Source organism: Streptomyces sp. RGM 3693 (genome assembly GCF_050471125.1).
GTDB lineage: Bacteria > Actinomycetota > Actinomycetes > Streptomycetales > Streptomycetaceae > Streptomyces.
In genome coordinates this window covers 521,181-541,558 of record NZ_JBMPPQ010000001.1, presented here as the reverse complement: position 1 = coordinate 541,558, position 20,378 = coordinate 521,181, and the positions used below count along the sequence as shown (strand labels likewise).

Annotated in this window: 21 protein-coding genes and 1 pseudogene; 9 read left to right on the top strand and 13 right to left on the bottom strand. The window is 71.8% G+C overall.

Features of this window, described 5'->3' with window-relative positions; translation table 11 throughout:
* Positions 1 to 7 precede the first annotated feature (7 nt).
* Entirely contained in the window at positions 8 to 433 is a 426-nt protein-coding gene (locus ACO0M4_RS02505; protein ID WP_430371207.1) for a MarR family transcriptional regulator, read from the bottom strand.
* Positions 434 to 627: 194 nt separating this feature from the next.
* Between ACO0M4_RS02505 and ACO0M4_RS02500 the strand changes: the two genes are divergently transcribed.
* On the top strand, positions 628 to 1,518 hold the full coding sequence (locus ACO0M4_RS02500) for an alpha/beta fold hydrolase (protein ID WP_430367850.1): 891 nt from the start codon (positions 628 to 630) through the stop codon (positions 1,516 to 1,518).
* A 79-nt stretch (positions 1,519 to 1,597) separates the two neighbouring features.
* Here the strand turns inward: ACO0M4_RS02500 and ACO0M4_RS02495 are convergent, their stop codons facing one another.
* Positions 1,598 to 2,506 carry an ADP-ribosylglycohydrolase family protein gene (locus tag ACO0M4_RS02495; protein WP_430367849.1) on the bottom strand — a complete coding sequence of 303 codons (909 nt, stop codon included), beginning with the start codon at positions 2,504 to 2,506 and terminating at the stop codon, positions 1,598 to 1,600.
* A 78-nt stretch (positions 2,507 to 2,584) separates the two neighbouring features.
* Complete coding sequence (locus ACO0M4_RS02490; protein WP_430367848.1) at positions 2,585 to 3,715, bottom strand: ferritin-like domain-containing protein; 1,131 nt, start codon at positions 3,713 to 3,715, stop codon at positions 2,585 to 2,587.
* A 206-nt stretch (positions 3,716 to 3,921) separates the two neighbouring features.
* On the opposite strand from ACO0M4_RS02490, the gene ACO0M4_RS02485 reads away from it, so the two are divergent.
* The 4 genes from ACO0M4_RS02485 (at position 3,922) to tpx (ending at position 6,561) form a co-directional block, all read left to right on the top strand.
* Positions 3,922 to 4,848 carry an AurF N-oxygenase family protein gene (locus ACO0M4_RS02485; protein WP_430371205.1) on the top strand — a complete coding sequence of 309 codons (927 nt, stop codon included), beginning with the start codon at positions 3,922 to 3,924 and terminating at the stop codon, positions 4,846 to 4,848.
* A 73-nt stretch (positions 4,849 to 4,921) separates the two neighbouring features.
* Positions 4,922 to 5,662 carry a TetR/AcrR family transcriptional regulator gene (locus ACO0M4_RS02480; protein WP_430367847.1) on the top strand — a complete coding sequence of 247 codons (741 nt, stop codon included), beginning with the start codon at positions 4,922 to 4,924 and terminating at the stop codon, positions 5,660 to 5,662.
* Positions 5,663 to 5,672: 10 nt separating this feature from the next.
* On the top strand, positions 5,673 to 5,936 hold the full coding sequence (locus tag ACO0M4_RS02475; RefSeq protein WP_430367846.1) for a hypothetical protein: 264 nt from the start codon (positions 5,673 to 5,675) through the stop codon (positions 5,934 to 5,936).
* Positions 5,937 to 6,060: 124 nt separating this feature from the next.
* The gene (gene tpx, locus ACO0M4_RS02470; RefSeq protein WP_430367845.1) at positions 6,061 to 6,561 is read left to right on the top strand and encodes a thiol peroxidase; all 501 of its coding nucleotides are present in this window, start codon (positions 6,061 to 6,063) and stop codon (positions 6,559 to 6,561) included.
* Positions 6,562 to 6,633: 72 nt separating this feature from the next.
* Here the strand turns inward: tpx and ACO0M4_RS02465 are convergent, their stop codons facing one another.
* The 6 genes from ACO0M4_RS02465 to ACO0M4_RS02440 form a co-directional block, all read right to left on the bottom strand.
* On the bottom strand, positions 6,634 to 6,846 hold the full coding sequence (locus tag ACO0M4_RS02465; RefSeq protein ID WP_430367844.1) for a cold-shock protein: 213 nt from the start codon (positions 6,844 to 6,846) through the stop codon (positions 6,634 to 6,636).
* Positions 6,847 to 7,039: 193 nt separating this feature from the next.
* On the bottom strand, positions 7,040 to 8,296 hold the full coding sequence (locus tag ACO0M4_RS02460) for a styrene monooxygenase/indole monooxygenase family protein (RefSeq protein WP_430367843.1): 1,257 nt from the start codon (positions 8,294 to 8,296) through the stop codon (positions 7,040 to 7,042).
* Positions 8,297 to 8,352: 56 nt separating this feature from the next.
* Positions 8,353 to 8,913, bottom strand: a complete 561-nt coding sequence (locus ACO0M4_RS02455) for a GTP-binding protein (protein WP_430371203.1) — start codon at positions 8,911 to 8,913, stop codon at positions 8,353 to 8,355.
* Between the two features lie 91 nt (positions 8,914 to 9,004).
* Complete coding sequence (locus tag ACO0M4_RS02450; RefSeq protein ID WP_430367842.1) at positions 9,005 to 9,415, bottom strand: DUF742 domain-containing protein; 411 nt, start codon at positions 9,413 to 9,415, stop codon at positions 9,005 to 9,007.
* Positions 9,412 to 9,909: a roadblock/LC7 domain-containing protein gene (locus ACO0M4_RS02445; protein ID WP_430367841.1), complete on the bottom strand. Its 498-nt coding sequence runs from the start codon at positions 9,907 to 9,909 to the stop codon at positions 9,412 to 9,414. The genes ACO0M4_RS02450 and ACO0M4_RS02445 overlap by 4 nt, the downstream gene beginning before the upstream one ends.
* A complete protein-coding gene (locus tag ACO0M4_RS02440) occupies positions 9,906 to 12,962 on the bottom strand; it encodes a nitrate- and nitrite sensing domain-containing protein (protein ID WP_430367840.1) in 3,057 nt (1,018 codons plus the stop codon). The genes ACO0M4_RS02445 and ACO0M4_RS02440 overlap by 4 nt, the downstream gene beginning before the upstream one ends.
* A 621-nt stretch (positions 12,963 to 13,583) precedes the next feature.
* Between ACO0M4_RS02440 and ACO0M4_RS02435 the strand changes: the two genes are divergently transcribed.
* Entirely contained in the window at positions 13,584 to 14,429 is an 846-nt protein-coding gene (locus tag ACO0M4_RS02435; RefSeq protein WP_430367839.1) for a hypothetical protein, read from the top strand.
* A 147-nt stretch (positions 14,430 to 14,576) separates the two neighbouring features.
* Here the strand turns inward: ACO0M4_RS02435 and ACO0M4_RS02430 are convergent, their stop codons facing one another.
* Complete coding sequence (locus tag ACO0M4_RS02430) at positions 14,577 to 15,068, bottom strand: MarR family winged helix-turn-helix transcriptional regulator (protein WP_430367838.1); 492 nt, start codon at positions 15,066 to 15,068, stop codon at positions 14,577 to 14,579.
* Positions 15,069 to 15,371: 303 nt separating this feature from the next.
* Here ACO0M4_RS02430 and ACO0M4_RS02425 point away from each other — a divergent pair, with 303 nt between their 5' ends.
* The gene (locus ACO0M4_RS02425; RefSeq protein WP_430367837.1) at positions 15,372 to 16,232 is read left to right on the top strand and encodes a lysozyme; all 861 of its coding nucleotides are present in this window, start codon (positions 15,372 to 15,374) and stop codon (positions 16,230 to 16,232) included.
* 63 nt (positions 16,233 to 16,295) lie between these two features.
* Here the strand turns inward: ACO0M4_RS02425 and ACO0M4_RS02420 are convergent.
* The 3 genes and pseudogenes from ACO0M4_RS02420 to ACO0M4_RS02410 all read right to left on the bottom strand — a co-directional run.
* A pseudogene (locus ACO0M4_RS02420) lies at positions 16,296 to 16,505 on the bottom strand (S16 family serine protease); the annotation flags it as partial.
* A 138-nt stretch (positions 16,506 to 16,643) separates the two neighbouring features.
* On the bottom strand, positions 16,644 to 17,822 hold the full coding sequence (locus ACO0M4_RS02415) for a methyltransferase domain-containing protein (RefSeq protein WP_430367836.1): 1,179 nt from the start codon (positions 17,820 to 17,822) through the stop codon (positions 16,644 to 16,646).
* A 1,040-nt stretch (positions 17,823 to 18,862) separates the two neighbouring features.
* Complete coding sequence (locus tag ACO0M4_RS02410) at positions 18,863 to 19,075, bottom strand: hypothetical protein (protein WP_430367835.1); 213 nt, start codon at positions 19,073 to 19,075, stop codon at positions 18,863 to 18,865.
* A gap of 112 nt (positions 19,076 to 19,187) precedes the next feature.
* Here ACO0M4_RS02410 and ACO0M4_RS02405 point away from each other — a divergent pair, with 112 nt between their 5' ends.
* Together ACO0M4_RS02405 and ACO0M4_RS02400 are read left to right on the top strand one after the other, a co-directional pair.
* Entirely contained in the window at positions 19,188 to 20,024 is an 837-nt protein-coding gene (locus ACO0M4_RS02405; protein WP_430367834.1) for a helix-turn-helix domain-containing protein, read from the top strand.
* The gene (locus ACO0M4_RS02400) at positions 20,021 to 20,233 is read left to right on the top strand and encodes a DUF397 domain-containing protein (RefSeq protein ID WP_430367833.1); all 213 of its coding nucleotides are present in this window, start codon (positions 20,021 to 20,023) and stop codon (positions 20,231 to 20,233) included. The genes ACO0M4_RS02405 and ACO0M4_RS02400 overlap by 4 nt, the downstream gene beginning before the upstream one ends.
* Positions 20,234 to 20,378 lie beyond the last annotated feature (145 nt).

The window sequence follows — 20,378 nt, the reverse complement described above, 5'->3', positions numbered from 1 at the left end:
GCGGCCGTCACGTCCCGTCCGCGGCGTCCCGCACCCCCGTCAGGAAGCGCCGGATCGCGGCCCGTTCGTCGGCCTCGAAGGTGTCGAGCAGGGCGAGGGTGCGCGCGATCAGCGGGCCGAAGAATGACTGGCCCAGGGTGACCGCACTCGGGTCCACGGCCAGCAGGACGCGCCGCCGGTCGCGGGTGTCGCGGACCCGGCGGAGGTGCCCGAGCCGCTCCAGGCGGTCGACCAGCGCCGTGGTGCCCGCGGAGTTCAAGCCGAGCCGGGCGCCGAGCCGCCCGGCGGTCAGCTCCTCGCCGGCCCGGGCCGCGTCCAATAGGGCGATCAGGGCCCGCAGGTCGGTGGGGTGCAGGCCGTTGCGGGCGGCGAACTCCCCGCCCGCGAGGTCGAGTCGGACCGTCACCTCGCGCAGGAGATGGACCAGGTCCATGCCCTCCGGTTCCCGCTCCCGCGCCACCTTCACCGATCTCCGCCTCTCCTGCGCCCGGCCCGTACGTCCCGCACCGGCAACCTCACGCGGCCGGGGCGCGTACGATCGCCAATTACCTCGCTCAGCAAGATACTTGCTGAGCGAGCCAATCGTCACCCGTCCGTCTGCCGTCGTCCTCGCCGCGGAGGCGCACCATGACCGCCGAACCCACACCCCCCACCGCCGCCGCACCGTCGGTGCCCCCGGTGTCCCCGGCGTTCCGGGCCGCCTACGGGCAGGCCCTGGCGCTCTGGCCCGTCCCGGTCGAACCGCTCACGCTGGACACCGAGTTCGGCACCACCCGGGTCAACGCCTGCGGGCCGGCCGACGGGCCGCCGGCCGTGCTGCTGAGCGGCGGCGGGACCACCTCCGCCGGCTGGTACGCGCGGGTCGCCGCCCTCGCGCGCACCCACCGGGTGCACGCCGTGGACCTGATGGGCGCGCCGGGGCTGAGCGTGCCCAGTGGGCGGCCATTGCGCCGGCCGGCGGACCTGATGGTCTGGCTGGACGGGGTGCTGACCGCGCTTGGGGCCGAACGGGCCGCGCTGCTGGGGCACTCGTACGGGGGCTGGCTCGCGCTGGGGTACGCGGTGCACGCCCCGGACCGGGTGGACCGGCTGGCGCTGCTCGACCCGACGCAGTGCTTCGCGGGGTTCCGGGCGGCGTATCTGGTGCGGGCGGTGCCGCTGTTCGTCCGGCCCGGCGAGGACAGTGCCCGGCGGTTCCTGGCGTGGGAGAGCCGGGGCGGCCCGGCGGTGGCGCCGGAGCTGGTCCGGCTGATGGGGGTGGGCGGCCGGGAGTTCCGGGGGCGGCCGGTCACCGGACCGCGGCCGGACGTGGCCCACCTGGGGTCCGCCGCGCCGCCCGCGCTGGTGCTGCTGGCCGGGCGCAGCCGCGCGCACGCGGTGCGGCGGGTCGCGCAGACGGCCGGGCGGACGCTGCCGGGGGCGCGGATCGTGACGCTGCCGGGGACCGGGCACCATGCGCTGCCGGAGCTGCGGTCGGCGGAGTTGGACCGGCGGTTGGTGGAGTTCCTGACGGGGTGACGGGCGGGGGGGGAGGCGGGCCGGGGCCGGCCCGGGCCGGGGGCGAGCCGGCGGCCGGGCGGGGAGGCCCCGGGGGACCTCAGATCCCGGCGACCCAGTCCGGCAGTTGCTCCCGCCGCCGCGCCCACTCCTCCCCCAGTGCCGCGGCCCCGGTGCGGGCGCCCACCACTCCGCCGGTGATGGCGCAGGTGGTGTCCACGTCGCCGAGGCCGGCCGCGGCGGTCCACAGGGCGGCCGCCAGGTCGTCGGGGTGGCCGGCGGCGCACCACAGGGCGAACGGGACGGTGTCGTCGGCGCGGATCCGACGGCCGCTGCCGAGGGCCGCAGCGGCTTCCTCGGGGCCGGTGCCGGGCGGGAGTGCGGCGGCACGCAGCAAGCCCTCGCGGACCGCGCCGTCGGGGGTGCGGTCCGCGATCCCGGTCAGTGCCAGTGGCGCGCCGCGGGCGGCGAGCGCGGCGGCGACGGCGACCGCCACCGCGCCGGCCACGCCCTGGGGGTGGGCGTGGGTGACCTCCGCGGAGCGGGCGGCCTGCGCGGCGGCGCGGTCGAGATCGTGGTGGAACCAGGCGCCGAGCGGGGCGGCGCGCATCGCGGCGCCGTTGCCGAGGCTGCCCTCGCCGCCGAAGAGGGCGTGTGCCAACTCCCGCCATTCCGCCGGCTTGGCGGCGGCCCGGGGCAGCAGGGCGTGCATGCCGGAGCCGTAGCCGCGGCCCGGGTCGGCGCGGTAGGTGGCGGCGAACCGCGCCACCAGGTCCGGCTGCCGGACCTCACCGTGCTCGACCAGGACGGCGAGCAGGTCGAGCGCCATGGCGGTGTCGTCGGTCCAGTGCCACTGGGGCTCGGGCGGCAGGCAGCGGGCGGCGATCAGCTCCCGGGCCGCCGCCTCGGGCCGGAAGAGCCCGAAGAAGCGTTCGCCGAAGGCGTCGCCGTGCGCCAGGCCCTCGATGCTGCCGCGCACCGCGGCGCGCCGTCGGTCGTCGGTGTCCATGGGCGGATCCTGCCATTGGTGCGGGGGCGGGGGCGGCGCTCCGTCCCGTCCGGTGGCAGGTCGTCGGGGCGGCGGCCGTCAGTCCTCGGCGGCGCCCCGGGCGATGGCGTCGGCGACCTCGGCGGTACGGGCCTCCTCTTCGGCGGCGAACCGCTGCGCGTCCAGTTGCTCGGCGAGTTCCTCGTCCTGGGCCATCAGCAGGTCCAGGTTGGCGTCGCCCAGTTCGAAGACGCCGAGGTCCAGGTAGGCGCGTTGGAGGCGGGTACCCCACAGGCCGATGTCCTTGACGCACGGGACGATCCGGCTGAACAGCAGCTTCCGGAAGAGCCGGAGGAACTCCGAGCGCTCGGTGAACTCGGCGGCCTCCTTGGGCGGGATGCCGAAGTTCTCCAGGACCTCCGTGCCGCGCAGCCGGTCGCGCATGAGGTAGCAGCCCTCGATGACGAACTCCTCGCGTTCGCGGAGTTCGGCGTCGGTGAGCTGGCGGTAGTAGTCGCGCAGCGCCATCCGGCCGAAGGCGACGTGGCGGGCCTCGTCCTGCATGACGTAGGTGAGGATCTGCCGGGGCAGCGGTTGGGTGGTGGTGTCGCGGATCATGCCGAAGGCGGCCAGCGCCAGTCCTTCGATGAGCACCTGCATGCCGAGGTAGGGCATGTCCCAGCGGGAGTCGGCGAGGGTGTCGTCGAGCAGTGCCTTGAGGTTGTCGTTGACCGGGTAGAGCATCCCGATCTTGTCCTTCAGGAAGCGGGCGTAGATCTCCGCGTGCCGGGCCTCGTCCATGGCCTGGGTGGCCGAGTAGAACTTCGCGTCGAGGTCGGGGACGGACTCCACGATCCGCGCGGCGCACACCATCGCGCCCTGCTCACCGTGCAGGAACTGGCTGAACTGCCAGGAGGTGTAGTGCTGCCGGAGGTCGCCCCGGTCCTTGGCGGTCATCTTGTCCCAGTACGGGGTGTCGTAGAGGGAGAGGGCGTCGTCGGGGGTGCCGAGCGGGTCCTTGGGGTCCACCTCCAGGTCCCAGTCGATCCGCGTGTTGGCGTCCCACTGCTTGTCCTTGCCCTTTTGGTAGAGGGCAAGCAGTCGGTCGCGTCCGGAGCCGTTCTTTTCCCCGGGATACATGGCCTCCCAGCTGAAGCGGGCCGCGCCGGTAGCCGGCACGGTCCACAGGGAGTCGCCTGGGTCCTGTACGTACAGCTCTCGGGTCGACACCGGCCGCACCTCTTCCGCTCGCCGAACGCCCCCTGTCGGGCGGCCCGTTGGCAGATTCACACGCTTCTTACCGGCGGGTCAATAAGTCGTGCGTGAGGGATTGACGTCCTTACTGACAGGCAGTCTCATAAGAGGCAGCCGCATGTGACCGCGGGTAACTCCGACTATGAGGTGTAGCCAGAGCCATGACGAGCGCGCCCACCGCAATGACCGAAGCGGACCTCGACGTCCTGCGGGATGCCCTCGGGCTGCTCAAGGACCGGGAGCAGATCGCCGAGCGACTGCTCGCCTCCTCCGCCAAGCACTCCTTCGACCCCGACACCGAACTCGACTGGGACGCCCCCTTCGAGGACGGCAAGTGGTTCTGGCCGCCGGAGCTGGTGTCGCTCTACGACACCCCGATGTGGCGGCGGATGAGCGAAGAGCAGCGCATCCTGCTCTCCCAGCACGAGGCCGCGGCACTCGCCTCGCTCGGCATCTGGTTCGAGATCATCCTCATGCAGCTGCTCGTCCGGCACATCTACGACAAGCCCGCCACCAGCGCACACGTCCGGTACGCCCTCACCGAGATCGAGGACGAGTGCCGGCACTCCAAGATGTTCGCCCGGCTGATCTCGCGCGGGGACACGCCCTGGTACCCGGTCAGCCGGGCGCACCAGAACCTCGGCCGCGTCTTCAAAACGATCTCCACCACCCCGGGCTCCTTCACCGCGACCCTGCTCGGCGAGGAGGTCCTCGACTGGATGCAGCGGCTGACCTTCCCGGACGAGCGGGTGCAGCCCCTGGTCCGGGGCGTCACGCGGATCCACGTGGTGGAGGAGGCCCGGCACGTGCGCTACGCACGCGAGGAGCTGCGGCGGCAGATGGTGACCGCACCGAAGTGGTCGCAGGAGTTCACCCGGGTCACCTCCGGCGAGTTCGCCCGGGTCTTCGCCATCGCCTTCATCAACCCCGACGTCTACACCAATGTCGGCCTGGACAAGCAGGCGGCCATGGCGCAGGTGAAGGCCAGCGGCCACCGGCGGGAGGTCATGCAGAACGGCGCCAAGCGGCTGACCGACTTCCTCGACGACATCGGGGTGCTGCGCGGAGTGGGCCGCCGACTGTGGCGCAGCTCGGGACTCCTGGCCTGAACACCCCGCCCGCCGCCCGCTGCGCCCCGAGCATCTGTGCGACGGGAAATCTTCGGCGGTTACGCTGCTGTTCATGAACGGCAGCGGCACCGCCCCAGCAGTACCCAGACCCGCCTACCGCAGGCTGAGCGTGGAGCAGCGCCGCAGCCAGCTGCTGACCGCCGCACTGGGCCTGTTCGCCCAGCGCGTGCCGGAGGACGTCTCGTTGGACGACGTCGCGACCGCCGCCGAGGTCTCGCGGCCGCTCGTCTACCGCTACTTCCCCGGCGGCAAGCAGCAGTTGTACGAGGCGGCGCTGCGCAGCGCCGCGAACGAGCTGGAGCAGTGCTTCGCGGAGCCGGAGACCGGCCCGCTCACCCAGCGGCTGGGCCACGCCCTGGACCGCTACTTGGCCTTCGTCGACCAGCACGATGCCGGGTTCAGCGCCCTGCTCCAGGGCGGCAGCGTGGTCGAGACGTCCCGGACGACCGCGATCGTGGACGAGGTCCGGCGCGCCGCCGCCGAGCAGATCCTGCGCCACCTCGGCGAGCCGGCGCCGGGCCCGCGGCTGCGGACCACGGTCCGGATGTGGATCACCGCGGTCGAGGCCGCCTCACTGATCTGGCTCGACGAGGAGAAGCAGCTCACCCTCGACGAGCTGCGGGACTGGCTGGTGGACCACTTCGTCGCGCTGCTGACCGCCACCGCGGCCCGGGACCCGCAGACCGCGCGGGTGATCCGGGCGGCGCTGAAGCGGGAGGCCCCCGACGGCCCGGCCGGCGAGCTGGCGCGCCGGATCCTGCCCGTCGTGAGCGAGGCCGCCCACCTGCTGTGAGACTGGGTCAGTGCGTAGCGAGAACACCCTCTTCGTCGGCGGCCCCCTGGACGGCCGGGTCCTCCCGGTCCTGGTCGGCCCCACCGGCCTGCCCCCGAAGACTTACGAGATCCCGGTACCCCGCGACGACGGCCGGCCCCCGGAGGTCCACGTCTACCGCCGGGTTCCCGGCCCCACCGGCCGCCTGGGACTGCCGCGCGGCTGGCAGTACGCCTACGACCCGGAGGGCCGGGCCGGCCAGGGCCCCAAGTGGCCCTGGCGGAAGCGGCGTTGACCATCGCGGGCCGACGGACCACCGCACGGCCCGCCGGGCATGCGCCCGACCCGCTCTCCGTGGCCACCTACCCGCCCCCAGTACGATCACGGGGTTGCGACATGACTATCGAAGGAGGAGCCCCATGGCTCAGGTCACGCTGAAGGGCAACCCGGTACAGGTCGACGGCGCGCTGCCCGACACCGGCAGCCAGGCGCCGGTTTTCACCCTGGTCGGCGAGGGGCTGGCGGACAAGTCGCTGAAGGACTTCGCCGGCCAGCGCAAGGTCCTGAACATCTTCCCCAGTGTCGACACCCCGACCTGCGCGGCCTCCGTCCGCACGTTCAACGAGCGGGCCGGTGAGCTCGCCAACACGGTGGTGCTGTGCATCTCCGCCGACCTGCCCTTCGCCCAGGGCCGGTTCTGCGGCGCCGAGGGGCTGGAGAACGTGCAGAGCCTCTCCACCTTCCGCAGCCCGGAGTTCCGCGCGGACTACGGCGTGGCGATCGCCGAGGGGCCGCTCACGGGGCTGGCCGCCCGCGCCGTCGTGGTGCTGGACGAGAACGACACGGTCCTGCACGCGCAGCTGGTGCCGGAGATCAGCGAGGAGCCGAACTACGACGACGCCCTCGCGGTCCTGAAGTAGGCCCCGACGCGGAACGCGAACGGCCCTACCCGGTCACCCGGGTAGGGCCGTCCGCTCTTCCGGAGGGAATGCCTAGCCGACCGGCTGGACCTTGTCGGCCTGCATCCCCTTCTGCCCCTGAACGGCCTCGAAGGTGACCTGCTGGCCCTCCTTGAGGCTCTTGAAGCCGTTCCCCTCGATCGCCCGGAAATGAACGAACAGGTCGGGGCCGGATTCCGGCGTGATGAAGCCGTACCCCTTCTCGTCGTTGAACCACTTCACAGTGCCGTTCTGGCGCTCGGCCACGTTGTCCCCACTCCGTAGTAAGCAGTCATCGTCATCGGCAAAGCCGAAAGGATCATGGCACGCGACTGCCCCCGAGGGCGAGGGAACGGCCCAGAAGCATCGAGAAGGGCGACCTTCCGGCACGTACCAAGGGCCGATGACCGATGACCGTCAACGGCCGGCGACGGCCGCGGGGCCGCTGGTCAGCGGCCCGTCAGGCCCCGGACAGCGACGCCAGGTACGCGGCCGTCTTCTCCGGCTCGAAGAAGAAGTTCTCGAAGTCGGACGGGTCGTCGAAGCCGTTGGCGAACCGGTCGGCGGCCGGCTGGAGCTGGCCGGCGGCACCGAGCAGGTTCAGGACGTGCTCCGGCGGCGGGGCCAGCATCGCGTTGGTCCACTTGGTGACGTGCCGGGCGGTCTCCCAGTAGCGGTCGAAGGCGGTCTGCATCCACTCCGCGTCGAACGGCCGGTCGCCGCGCTCGACGATGGCGGAGAGGTAGGCCGCGGCGCACTTGGAGGCCGAGTTGGAGCCCTGGCCGGTGATCGGGTCGTTGGCGACCACCACGTCCGCGACGCCCAGGACCAGGCCGCCGGAGGGCAGCTTGCCGATCGGGTTGCGGACGGTCGGGGCGTAGCGGCCGGCCAGCGTGCCGTTGGCGTCGGTCAGTTCGACCTTGGCGCTGCGCGCGTACTCCCACGGCAGGAACGTCTTCATCAGGTCCAGCGTGATGGCCAGGTGCTCCTGGGGGTCCCGCACGCCCTGGAAGGCGTCCACCGGGCCGCCGGGGATGCCCTCCCAGAAGAGGATGTCGGCGCGTCCGGAGACGGTCAGGGTCGGCATCACGAACAGCTCGCCGACGCCGGGGACGACGTTGCAGCGCACCGCGTCGTACTCCGGGTGCTCCGGGCGCGGGCCCATGCCGTGGACGTAGGAGACGGCCAGCGCGCGCTGCGGGGCGTCGTACGGCGAGCGGGCGGCGTCCCGGCCGAACATCGACACCAGCTCGCCCTTACCGGCCGAGACCAGCGTCAGGTCGTAGCGCTGTGCGAAGAAGTCCAGGTCGGAGACTGCCGCGCCGTGGATGACCACCTGGCCGCCGCGCTGCGCGAAGGTCTCCAGCCAGCCGGCCATCTTGACCCGCTGGTCGACGGACTGGGCGTAGCCGTCGAGCTTGCCGACCCAGTCGATGGCGCGCTGGGTGCCGCCGGGCTCGGCGTGGCTGCCGGGGGCGGCGACCGAGACGCCCAGGCCCTCGATGCGCGGTGCCTGGCTCTCCCAGAAGTTGAGTGCCAGGTCGCGCTCGTGCTGGAGGGCGGTGTGGAACATGCACTGCGTCGACATGACCCGGCCGGAGCGGATCTCGTCGGCGGTGCGGTTGGACATCAGGGTGACCTCGTAGCCCTGGGACTGGAGGCCGAGCGCGAGTTGGAGACCGGACTGCCCGGCTCCGACGATGAGTATCTTCCGCATGGCGGGCTCTTCTCTGTTCCTGCTGTTCGGGGGTGCTGAGGGGTGGCGTCAGGAGGCTATTCGGGCGTGACGTCCAGTGCGTGGCCGACCAGCGCGAGCAGCGCCTGGATGACGGTGGGCCGGCGCCGCGCGTCCATCACCACGACGGGCACCTCCGGCGGCACGGTCAGCGCGTCCCGGACGTCCTCCACCTCGAACCGCTCGGTCCCCTCGAAGTGGTTGACCGCGACGACGTACGGCAGTCCGCAGCTCTCGAAGTAGTCCAGCGCCGGGAAGCAGTCCTCCAGCCGGCGGGTGTCGGCCATCACGATCGCGCCGATCGCGCCGCGCACCAGGTCGTCCCACATGAACCAGAAGCGCTGCTGGCCCGGCGTACCGAAGAGGTACAGCACCAGTTCCTGGTCGAGGGTGATCCGGCCGAAGTCCATGGCGACCGTGGTCGTGGTCTTCTCCGGCGTCGCGGACAGGTCGTCGGTCGCCTCGCTGGCCTCGGTCATCACCGCCTCGGTCTGGAGCGGGGTGATCTCCGAGACCGATCCGACGAAGGTGGTCTTGCCGACGCCGAAGCCACCGGCCACCACGATCTTGGTGGCGACCGGCGCCTGCGACCGGTCCATCTGCCAGCTCTGCAGCCCCGCGTCGGCGGCGATGGCCGGATCGGCCGGTGCCGTGGAGCCGGCGGCCGGCCTGGTCTCGGCCGCTATCGTGTCAGAGCCTGTGAAGTCCACTCAGCACCCTTTCGAGCAGCGCGCGTTCGGGCCGGCCGGTGCCCTGCCCGGTGCCGTAGACGCGAATCTTTCCCTGGTCGGCGAGGTCGCTGAGCAGGACGCGGACCACGCCCAGCGGCATCTTGAGCAGTGCGGAGATCTCCGCGACCGAGCGCATCCGGCGGCACAGCTCGACGATCGCGCGCATTTCCGGCATCACGCGGTCAAGCCAACCAACCCCCGATGAGGCTGTCAGCTCGCGGCGCTCCTCGGGGGCCTCCAGCGCGGCCACGAACGTCTCGACGAGCAGCACGTGGCCGAACCGCGTCCGGCCGCCGGTCAGCGAGTACGGCCGGACCCGCGCGGGTTTGCGATCCCCGCCGCGCACGGGGAGTTTCGGAGTACTACTCACTGGACGTTCTCCATCGACTTGCGCAGTTCGGTGCGGAGTTCGGGGGTGAGGACGTGACCGGCCCGGCCGACGAACAGCGCCATGTGGTAGGCGATGACGCTCATATCGCAGTCCGGGGTGGCGTGCACGCCGAGCAGCGAGCCGTCGCTGATCGACATGACGAACAGGCTGCCCTCGTCCATCGCGACCATCGTCTGCTTGACGGCTCCGCCGTCCATCAGCTTGGCCGCGCCGTTGGTGAGGCTGCCGAGGCCGGACACGATGGTGGCGAGGTCGGCGCTGGAGCCCCGGGGGCCGTCGTCGTCGCCGGTATGGCCCGGCGTGGCCTCGGCCCGCTCGGGGTCGGAGGACAGCAGCAGCAGACCGTCGGAGGACACCACCGCGACCGAGTGGACGCCGGGCACCTCATCCACCAAATTGCTCAGCAACCAGTGCAGGTTACGCGCCTGGGTACTCAGTCCGTGTCCATAAGCAGTGGGCGCTTGCGCCTTCAATCGCGTGCCTCCTCGCCGATATGGCTTTCTCCCGGGGCCCCCGCTCCGTCGGTGTCCGTCTGTGGGATGGTCTGGTCCGCGGTGCGATCCGCGATCTCGGCCGCCACATCGCGTCGGCCGTTCCGTGCCCCTTGCTGGAAGCCGCCGAGCCGGCGGCGCAGTGCCTCGGCGTTGGCGGAGCCGGTCTTGCGGGGCGCGGCGGGCGCCTTCTTCTGCGCCACGTTCTTCGGGGTGCGCTTGGGTAGCCCGGTGGTGGTCCGGCGTTGCGGCCGGGGCGCACCGGGGGCCTGCGCCGGGGATGCCTGGCCCGGGAGTACCGGGTCCGGGGCGGCGACCGGCTCCGGGGCGCCGTCGGGCGCCCCTTCCGGTGCCGGGCGGGTGTGCTGGTCCGGCCCGATGGCGTACGGGTCGGCGGTGGCGGGCGCCGGGGCGGCGTGCCGCCGCTTGCCGGGTGCCGGGACGGCCGGGGCGCCCTCGGCCGGGGACGCGCCCTCGGCCGGCGGCGTGGTCTCCCCGGGGCGGGTGTGCTCGCCGGTGGTCCCGGCGGTGGTCCCGGCAGTGATCCCGGCGGCGTACGGGCCGGGCGACTGCGGGCCGTACGGGCTCGGTTCGGTTTCGGCAGCGGGCTCCGGGGCGGCGGGCGGCGCGGACGGGCCTTGGGCCTGGGCCGGTACTGCCGGCCTCACCTGCTCGTACGGCTCGGCCGGCGCGTACGGCTCTGCGGGGGCCGCCGGTTCCGTCGGTTCCGTCGGTTCCGCCGCGGTCTGGGTGCCGAATCCGGCCGCGTCGATGGCGCGCTCGGCCGCGGCGACGAACGGGTCGCCGGCGAGCCCGCGACCGCTGGCCGGCTGCTGGGCGGCGGGCTCAGGCTCCGGAGCTGGCGCCGGCTCCGGCTCCGGCGCGGCCTCGGCGGCCGGTGTGTCCGCCGCCGGGGTGGGGACGGCCGCGGGGGGCGTCTCGACGGCCGGCGGTGCCGCCGGGTCGAGCCGGTTCATCCGCGTCTGGAGGGTGTTGGAGTTGGCCTCCGCGATCGAGCCCGGGAGGGTCGGCGCGGACGACATGGCCCGGCTCGCCGTCGGGGCGGCCGGCACCGGCCCCAGCCGGTTCGGCAGGATCGAGCCGGGCAGCACGACGACGGCGGTGATGCCGCCCTGCTTGCGGTCCCGCAGCTGGACCCGCACGCCGTGCCGGGCGGCCAGCCGCACCACCACGTACAGGCCCAGGCCCAGCGCCTCGTCCACGCTCTCGGAGGTCGATGCGGCCTCCGCGTCGGAGAGCCGCTCGTTGACCTCCGCCAGCCGGTCCGCGGTCATCCCGATGCCCTCGTCCTCGACCGAGAGCATCAGCTCGCCGCTCTCCAGCAGCCAGCCGGACAGCTCGACGTGGGCGTCCGGCGGGGAGAACGCGGTGGCGTTCTCCAGGAGTTCGGCGACCAGGTGGCTGACGTCGTCGGCGGCGAACCCGGCGACCTGGGCGTGCGGCGGCAGCGAGGTGATGCGCACCCGCTCGTACCGTTCGATCTCGCTGACCGCGGCGCGCAGCATGTCCAGCAGCGGCACCGGCCCGGCGTGGCTGCTGCCGTGCTGTTCGGCGCCGGCCAGCACCAGCAGGTTCTCGCTGTTGCGGCGCATCCGCGCGCCGAAGTGGTCCAGCTTGAACAGGGTGTCCAGCCGCTCGGGGTCCTGCTCGCTCTCCTCCAGGGACTCGATGACCGCGAGCTGACGCTCCACCAGGCCGAGGGTGCGCAGGGAGAGGTTGACGAACCGGCCGTGGACGCCGGTGCGCAGCACCGCCAGCCGCTCGTTGAGCGCGGCGACCTCTTCCTTGAGGGCCTCCGCCTGCTCCTGGAGGACCTCCCGCTCGGCGACCAGCCGCTGTCGCCCGCCGACCAGCCGCTTGCGCTCGCCCTCCATCTCGGCGGTGCGCCGTGCGGTGTCGGCGATCTGGGCGTGCAGGGTGTTGACGGACCGGACGGTGGCGGCGAACTCGTCGTTGCGGCCCTTGTAGCTGATGGGGTCCTCGTGGCCGGGGTCGGCCGCCAGCCGCTTGGCGCCGATCCGCAGCGCGGCCAGCGGCTGGGTCAGGGTGCGGGCGGCCCAGATGCCGGTGCCGACGGCGACCAGCAGGCAGAGGCCCTCCAGACCGATGGCGATCTCCAGGTCCGTCACGTCGTCGTCGCGCAACTGCCCCAGGCGCTGGACCTCGGCGGTGGCCAGGGCCGACTCGACGCCCCGCATCAGGCCGACCCGGGCCGTGAGGACGGCCTCCACCCGGCGTCGGCTCAGGGCCAGGTCCGTGGCGTCCAGGTAGGGCCGGTCGGTCAGCTTGGTGAGGTAGCGCTCGGCGGTGTCGACGTCGGTGCCGTTGACGGTGCGTTGGAAGCGGTCCCGGGCGTCCTGGCTGGCGATCTGGTTGAAGTCGCCGAGCGCGCCCTGCTCGCGGATGTGGGCGACCTGCGCGGCGGCGGTCAGCCGGGGCTGGGTGCCGCCCGCCTTGAGGCCGGCGAGCAGCAGCGCCCGGGCGGCGGCGGCCTGGTCGACGGCCCGGCCGAGGGCGGGCAGCGCACGGGTGTCGGCCGCCCCGGCGTCGGCCCGGGCGGGCAGTCCGCGGGCGATGTCGTCGCTGATCGTGCCGAGCGCCTGGACGACCTCGCTGTAGGCGTCGTAGACCTGATCGGCGGTGGCGGGCCCGGCGAGCGCCTTCTGGCGGGTCTCCGGCAGCTGCTTGAGGAGCTTGTCGGCGGCGGCGAACGCGCCGGTGTCCCCGGCCACCCCCTGGGCCTGGCCGCGCAGTTCGTCGATCTGCCGGTCCACCTGGGCGCGCTGGGACTCGGTGGGGGCGGCGGTGACGTTGCGGCCGGTGCGGCCGGCGGCGGCGTACGCGGTCATCGCGTCCCGCTCGTCGGCGAGGGCGTGCGCGAGGGTGCTGGCCTGCGCGTTCACCCCGGCCAGGTCGACCAGGTGTTGACTGCCGCTGGCGTTGTCGGCGGCGGTCGCCAGGGCGGGGGCGCCGGCCCCCAGGACGGCGACGGCGACCACGGCGACAGCTCCCATGAGTCGGTTGCGGACCCGCGCGGGACGCCGTCCCGAGCCGTCCGCGCCGTCGCCCGCCGTCCCTGGTCCCGCACCGGGCCCCGTGCCCGGTACCGAGACCGATCCGGCCGGTGACCCCGGCTTCCCTGCGCCGCCCCGAAGCCGCTTCTTCCGCACCGCTGCTCGCATTCCTGTCTCGCCTGCCCACGCCGTGTTGGCGTCGCGGACCCGACTCGCTCACCGCTCGCGGGGCGGATCTGCGCGAAGACCGCGGCAGCGCACAATTCCGCGAAGGGGAACAGTCCGGCTCTGCGCGTCGCGACGGACGTCCTGACTACCCCGGTTGATCCGGGAAACGACCATTCCACCGGCGTCGCGCAGTGGCTCGGCAACACATGCCCGGCCACCTGAACGAGTGAACAGCAATCGGAGTTTGGCCATCAACTTCCGTGCGGCAACAGTTTCGACCGCAACCCTGCGCAACCCCCGGATGGGTTTGGAGATGCGTGCCGGTCCTGGAAGGATGCCCGCCCGCAGCCGGCCCCCGGGCCCTCCGTCGCCGACCGGGCCACCGCTCCCCCCTGAGCCGTCATGGCGGCCTGCCACCGCACCTTTCCAGCCACCTCCGGCAGACTTTCCGACATGCGCATCGCACTCGCCACCGAGCCGGGCGATCCCCAACGCCCCAACGAGGACTACGCGTCGGTCGCCCTACCTGCCTCCGGGGACGGCGGCGCCCTGGTACTGCTGGACGGGGTGACCCCGCCGACAGGGGACGACGGCTGTGTCCATTCCGTGCCGTGGTTCACCGCGCGGCTCGGGGGCGCAATGCTCGAACTGTCGGTTTCACGCCGCGACATGACGCTGGCTGAGGTACTCGCCGCCGCCCTCGCCAGAACGGCCGACACGCACCGCGCCACCTGTGACCTTTCTCACCCCCGCACGCCCCAGGCAACGGTGGTCGCCGCGCGCTGGTCCTGGGAGACCGTGGAGCACCTGGTGCTGTCCGATTCCGTACTGCTCCTGGAGAAGGCGGACGGCTCGGTGCATCCCGTACTCGACACCCGGCTCGACGACCTGCCGCCCGCGGTCCGCGCCCGGCGCACGGCGGTCCGGGCCCTGCCCCGCGGCTCGGCCGAACGCGCCGCCGCGGCCCAGGAGTACGTCCGCGCGGTGGAGGCGCTGCGGAACGCCGAGGGTGGCTTCTTCACCGCGGCCGCCGATCCGTCCGTGGCCGCCCGCGCGGTCACCGGCACCACCCCGCGCGCCGAGATCCGCGCCCTGACCGCGCTGAGCGACGGCGCGGGCCGCTGGGTGGAGGTCTTCGGCGCCGGCTCCTGGGCCCAGTGCGCGGAACTGGTCGCCAAGGCCGGGCCGCAGGCGCTGATCGACCGGGTGCGGGCCCTGGAGGCGGCGGACCCGGAGTGCGTCGCGCACCCGCGGGGGAAGGCCCGGGACGACGCGGCGGTGGTCCACGTCGCACCGTGACCCGGGCCGGGCGGCCGCGGCTCGGGAGGCGACTGGGGGCCGTCCGGTGGAGCGGGGTCGGATACGCCGCGGATCCGGTCGTGGCCCATCGGACAGGTCCAGGGCCGGTCCGACCCTGACCCACCGGACAGAACAGCCAGAAGCGCCCTAGCCTTCCTCTCCCTCCTGCTCCGCGTTCAGTCGGTGGAGCAGGCGGGCGAGTTCGGCGACCTCGGCGCGGTCCCAGGAGGCGAGGTTGCGGGCGTAGCGGGCGCGGCGGGCGGTGCGGACGCGGTTGAAGCGCTCCCGGCCCTCGTCGGTGATCCGCACCAGGACGGCGCGGCCGTCGGCCGGGTCGGGGGTGCGGGCCACCAGGCCGAGCTTCTCCAGGGCGTTGAGTTGGCGGCTTATGGTCGCCTTGCCGACGCCGAAGAAGGCGGCGAGGTCGGTGGCGCGCTGGGCGCCGGCGTCGGCGAGGCGCACCAGCAGGCCGTAGGCGGCTGGTTCGAGGTCGGGGTGGACCTCGCGGGCGAGTTCGCCGGACGAGGCGCGGGCCCGGCGCAGGAATACCGCCAATTCGCGTTCCAGGGACAGGAATGCGGGGTCCACTCCCATCGGCTCGCCGTCCGCCGTGGTACCGCCGGCTCCGGTGTCGTGCACGTCAGCGCCCTTTCCCGCGTTGTCCCATCCAGAAATTCCCCCGCTGTGCCCTCCGCGCGTTTCCGCCGCCGGAAATTTTCCTTCCCGAGCGGACGGAACCGCAGTTGGGCCAGTATTTCGCAGGATTAGACCAACGGCAGCTCGCAGCCCCCTTTTATCACGGGGGTCTACGCGCGTATCGTCTTTCCTGGCATGGCCACACCAAGTGTGGCGCCGGTTCCTCCCCCTCAAAGATCACTCCGCAAGGTCACTTCTCCGCAAAGTCACCGCACCGAGATCCACCGAGATCTACGGAGGCACGTAATGCCCGTGCTCAGATCCGGCTCCCCCCACCGCTCCGTGCGCTCCCGCGCGACCGTGGCCGGGATCCTCCTCGCGACCGTCTCCCTCCTCGTCGGCCTGCCCGGTACGGCCGGTGCCGCGGCCATCGGGCGCGCGCCCGAGCCCCGCCACCCCGAACAGGACTGGGCCGGCTCCCAGATCGCCAAGCACGAGGGCGCCACGAGCGGCGTGCTGCCGCCGCTGCCCTCGCTGACCGCGTCCGTCGAGGGCGTGGACGTCAGCAGCCACAACGGCAACGTCGCCTGGTCGACGCTCTGGAACAGCGGCGTGAAGTTCGCCTACGTCAAGGCCACGGAGTCGACCAGCTACACCAATCCGTCCTTCGCGCAGCAGTACAACGGCTCCTACAACTCCGGCATGATCCGCGGCTCCTACCACTTCGCCACACCGGACACCTCCAGCGGCGCCGCCCAGGCCAACTACTTCGTCGACCACGGCGGCGGCTGGTCCAAGGACGGCAAGACGCTGCCCGGCGCGCTCGACATGGAGTACAACCCCTACGGCTCAACCTGTTACGGGCTGAGCGCGGCCGGGCTGGTGAACTGGATGAAGGACTGGTTCGCCACCTACAAGGCACGCACCGGGCGGGACGCCGTCATCTACACCTCCACCAGCTGGTGGAAGCAGTGCACCGGCAACTCCTCCGCCTTCGGCAGCAGCAACCCGCTGTGGGTCCCGCGCTACGGCTCGTCGGTCGGCGAACTCCCGGCCGGCTGGGGCTTCCACACCATCTGGCAGTACACCTCGACCGGCCCGACGGTCGGTGACCACAACAGCTTCAACGGGGCGTACGACCGGCTCCAGGCGCTGGCCAACGGCTGAGGCGCGGCAGGCCGGCCCGTCCCCACGGGGGCGGGCCGGCCGTCCACCGGGCCGTTCCGGGCGCTACGCCGCGACCAGGGCCTCGGGCCGCTCCCCGTGCGCGGCCGGCGTCAGGGCGAGTTCCAGCACCTGCCGCACGTCCGCGACCGGGTGCACCTGAAGTGCTTCGAGGATCTCGGCCGGGACGTCGTCCAGGTCCGGTTCGTTGCGCTTGGGGATGATCACGGTGGTGATGCCGGCCCGGTGCGCCGCCAGCAGCTTCTGCTTGACGCCGGTCAAGCCTTGCTCAAACACCTACTTTCGTCGGCGGTCTCCACGTCGTGAGGCTGGGGTTTCCGGATGACCTCGGACATGGAAAGCCCCGGCCGTCAGCCACGGGGGAACGACGGAGGGCCGGGGCCATTCTCGGGGTCAGGCGAACGTCAGAACGTCCGCCGGGTGGTCAAGCCATGCGCGGGTGATCCCGTCCGGGCTGACCGTGAGGCCGAACCGGTCAACGCCGGGCCTGCCCTTCTCGGCCCACCACGTCAGGGCTCGCTCTACCTCGTCCCATAGTCGGCGCGGCCCGGACTGGTAGACCGTGGCGTCCGGCTCGCCACTGCGGAACTCGACGGCGGCCCATGACCGGCTCGTCAGGTCGAAGAACCACGCCTTCCCGGTCCCCTCGCCGGTCGGGTTGACGACGTGGGCACAGTCGGGCACGCAGAGCCCCGCCACGAACCGGGCGGGCTCGTAGCGGCCCCCCATGTCCGCCAGGGTGAGCTGCGTACGGGACACGTCGGCGTCGCCGGGGAAAGCTGGGACGTGCTCGCGGAACTGGTCCCAGTCGAGACGCTGAGCTCGTAGCTTCATGAACTCGACCATGCGCAGGAACGGCCCGGACGCCTGGCCGTCCTCGCCCACGGTCAGCCGGACCAGGGCGTCCTGGTCGCTGTAGTGGGTGCCCCACGGGGCGAGGATGATCCCGCCCGGCCGCGTCTGCTCCAACCAGCGCGGCGGGACGCCTCGCACGCCTGCCGTGACGATCACGCGGTCATACGGTGCCCCGCCGGGCCACCCCTCCCAGCCATCCCCGTGGACTACCTCGGGGTTGAGTCCGGCGCGCTTCAACGCTGCTCGGGCCTGCTCGGCGACGGCGGCGTCAATCTCGACGCTGACCACGTTGGAGCTGCCCAACCGGCGGGCGAGGAGTCCGGCGTTCCAGCCGGTACCGGTGCCGACTTCGAGCACCCGCATGCCTTCGCTCACGTCCAAGTCGCGGAGCATGGCCGCCACGACTGACGGCATGCTCGCGGAACTGGTCGGCACGGTGCCCGGCTCGGTGCCGGTGTGCCGGCCGTCGTCCCACTGGGTGACGAGTGGGACGTTCGCGTACGCGGCTCGCTCCCACGCTTCGGCGTCGTCGGCGCGGGAGACGAGGATGCTGCGGCCGGTGGCCATGTCGTGTGACCAGACGAGATCCGGCAGGAACAGCGCGCGCGGTACCGCCCTGAACGTCTCCGCCCACGCGGGCGTCAGGGCTCCGGCTTCGAGGAGGGACCGCGCCAGCTCGTCACTGGCGCGGCCGTCCTGCTCATGGGTGAGCGTCACTTGCGGTGCGTCCCATCGCCGGGCGGCATCTCACCATCCGGGGGCGGCGGTGGAGGCGGCTCCCAGGGCTGGCCGGGGTGTCCGTCTCCGCCGTCACCCCCGTTCCTCACGATCGGTCCAATCATCGTCAGACCCTCCCTTTCGCGAACTCGTACGGAACCCGTCAGGCGGAGCGCCAAACGAGGGCATGCTGCCCGACCCCGACCGGGGCGGGAGTCTCAACGGCCGGCGCCTCCGCAGGCTGCTCAGATCGCCGTGTAAACGCATCTCCAGCCATGCAAACACCGGCCGAGGGGCTAACGCGCTCATGGCTCCTCCATGGAGCGTTTTCCGCACTTGCGGAACCGCCCCGCAGCGCGCGGCTGCCTTGGACCGTGGTCCACCAGAACTGGGTCTTACCCGGCTACCCGTGGTGGTAACTCGGTGACAAACAGCGGGAGTTCACAGGTGCCCTGTCTATCTCCTCGCAGCGCGGAGACAAGTGGTAGCGACCCTCCCCCACGGCGACGTACCGGATCACTCACTGACGGCCCCTTTTCACGCACACCTGACACGGATACGGACACGGGGGAACGGGCACTCCCCTGCCTCTCGGAATGAACGTGACGCCATCAGCGACGTAACTGTGTTGATCACTGTGTGACTCGTCGGCCTGCGACGTCTTGGTGCGCTGCGGCGCCTCGCGCTTACGCATGGCAGCCCACGCTGAGCTGATGTCGCCACGTCTCCTCGCTGGCCACAGCAGCCGCTGCATAGTCGCAGCGGGCACGCGCCTGATCCCGCGTCTCATCCCACGACTTGCACCCAGCGTAGCCATGGACAGGCTTCGGGTTCAGACCAACGAGTTCGCACAGCGATACGGGGCGCTCCTGGGCCCGGAAGTGATCGCGGAAGTAGTCAGCCATCGCTACCACTTCCGACCGGTGTCTTGCCGCTGTTCGCACCGTCGGACCGCTGATTCTGCTTCGCGTTTTTCGCGCTCAGGTCCGCAGTCGAACCCTTAGCCGTCGGCTTCGCCGGCTCCGGGGAGTCCTTGCCGCTCACTGCCGCGCCGCCTTCACCATGCGGGTAACCCGGGCGATCTGGCTCGGCGTGAGGAGAGGCGGGGCAACACGGGTCGCCTTCAGGCCGTCCTCGTCCGTCACCTGCACCGTGCTGGGCTTGGCGACGATGCCCGCCTCTTTCAGCGCGGCCTCGAGCTTCGCGCCCTCTTCGGCGCACGCCGAGTAGGGCGTGCGGGCAGGGGTGGTCATGGCGCCCTCCTTGCCTCTCTGTAGCGCTTCCGCTACCGGGTAGGTTCAGCGTGGCCCACACCTGGGAAGCGTTCAATGTGTCAGCAAAGGACGGAAGGTCGGCGAACGGACCATGAATAAGAACGAGTTGAACCCAGACGCCTCGCCTCAGGCGGCCTACGGAGCGCGTTTACGCAGCCTGCGGGAGTCTCGCGGCTGGACCCAAGAGGATCTCGCCAACCGCACGGAATATTCCAGTGTGCATATTTCAGCCGTCGAAAATGGTCGGAAGCCTCCAACTCTCCGCTTCTCACGTAGCGTTGACCGCGCACTCGGCCTCGTGGGCGCAGCAGAGTCGTTTGAGCGTGAGTACCGCGAGATCAGGCATGGTGCGTTGCTGGAGGGCTTCCCGGAGTACGTCAAGTACGAGGGCCGGGCAGTGGAGATCCGGCTGTTTCAGATCGGGCTGATCCCCGGCCTGTTGCAGACACCGGAGTACGCGCGGACGGTGGCGGATGGTGACGTGCAGCGCGGGGCCATCACGCCCGAACAAGCGGAGGAACGCGTTTCGTTCCTCGCGGAGAGGCAAGCCGCGCTGGTGAAGCCCCGGCCGCCCATGGCGCTTGTAGTGATGGATGAGAGCTGTCTTCGTCATGCGGTCGGCGGCGCAGAGGTCATGGAAGCTCAGTTTCGCCGATTGGTCGAAGTCGCCTCTCTCCCCAACTGGGTATTGCAGGTGTCACCCTTTGAGATAGGAGCGCGGCGATCGTTCAACCTGCCGGTTAACCTCCTCACTCTGGCTGACCGATCCGTTGTCGCGTATGCCGAGTCACAGGCACGGGGACACTTGGAGCGCGACGTCACAGCCGTGGTGCCCATACTGACGGCCTACCATCAGTTGCAGGCTGAGGCGCTTTCTCCGGCGGCGTCTGTGGCCATGATCAACGAGTTACGAAAGGGCACCCCGTGACGACCGACGATTCCCCCCGCTGGCTCAAGTCCTCCTACAGCAGCAACGGCGGTGATTGCGTCGAGGTTGCCCCAAACCTTGTCGCCTCGCGCGGCGTGGTCCCCGTCCGTGACAGCAAGGACCCGCACGGCCCGGCCCTCACGCTCTCCCCGAACGCATGGGCCTCCTTTGTCGCTGCAACCCAGCGCGGAGACTTCCCTGCTGCCTGACCTGAAGCCCAGTGAGGCCCCGCCACTCCACCATCTTCGGAGCAGCGGGGCCTTTCGCTACCCTGCTTCGCAGGAGTAGACCAACGGAAGCCCCGCGACCCCCTTTTGCCACGGGGATCTACGCGCGTACCGTCAGTTCTGGCAT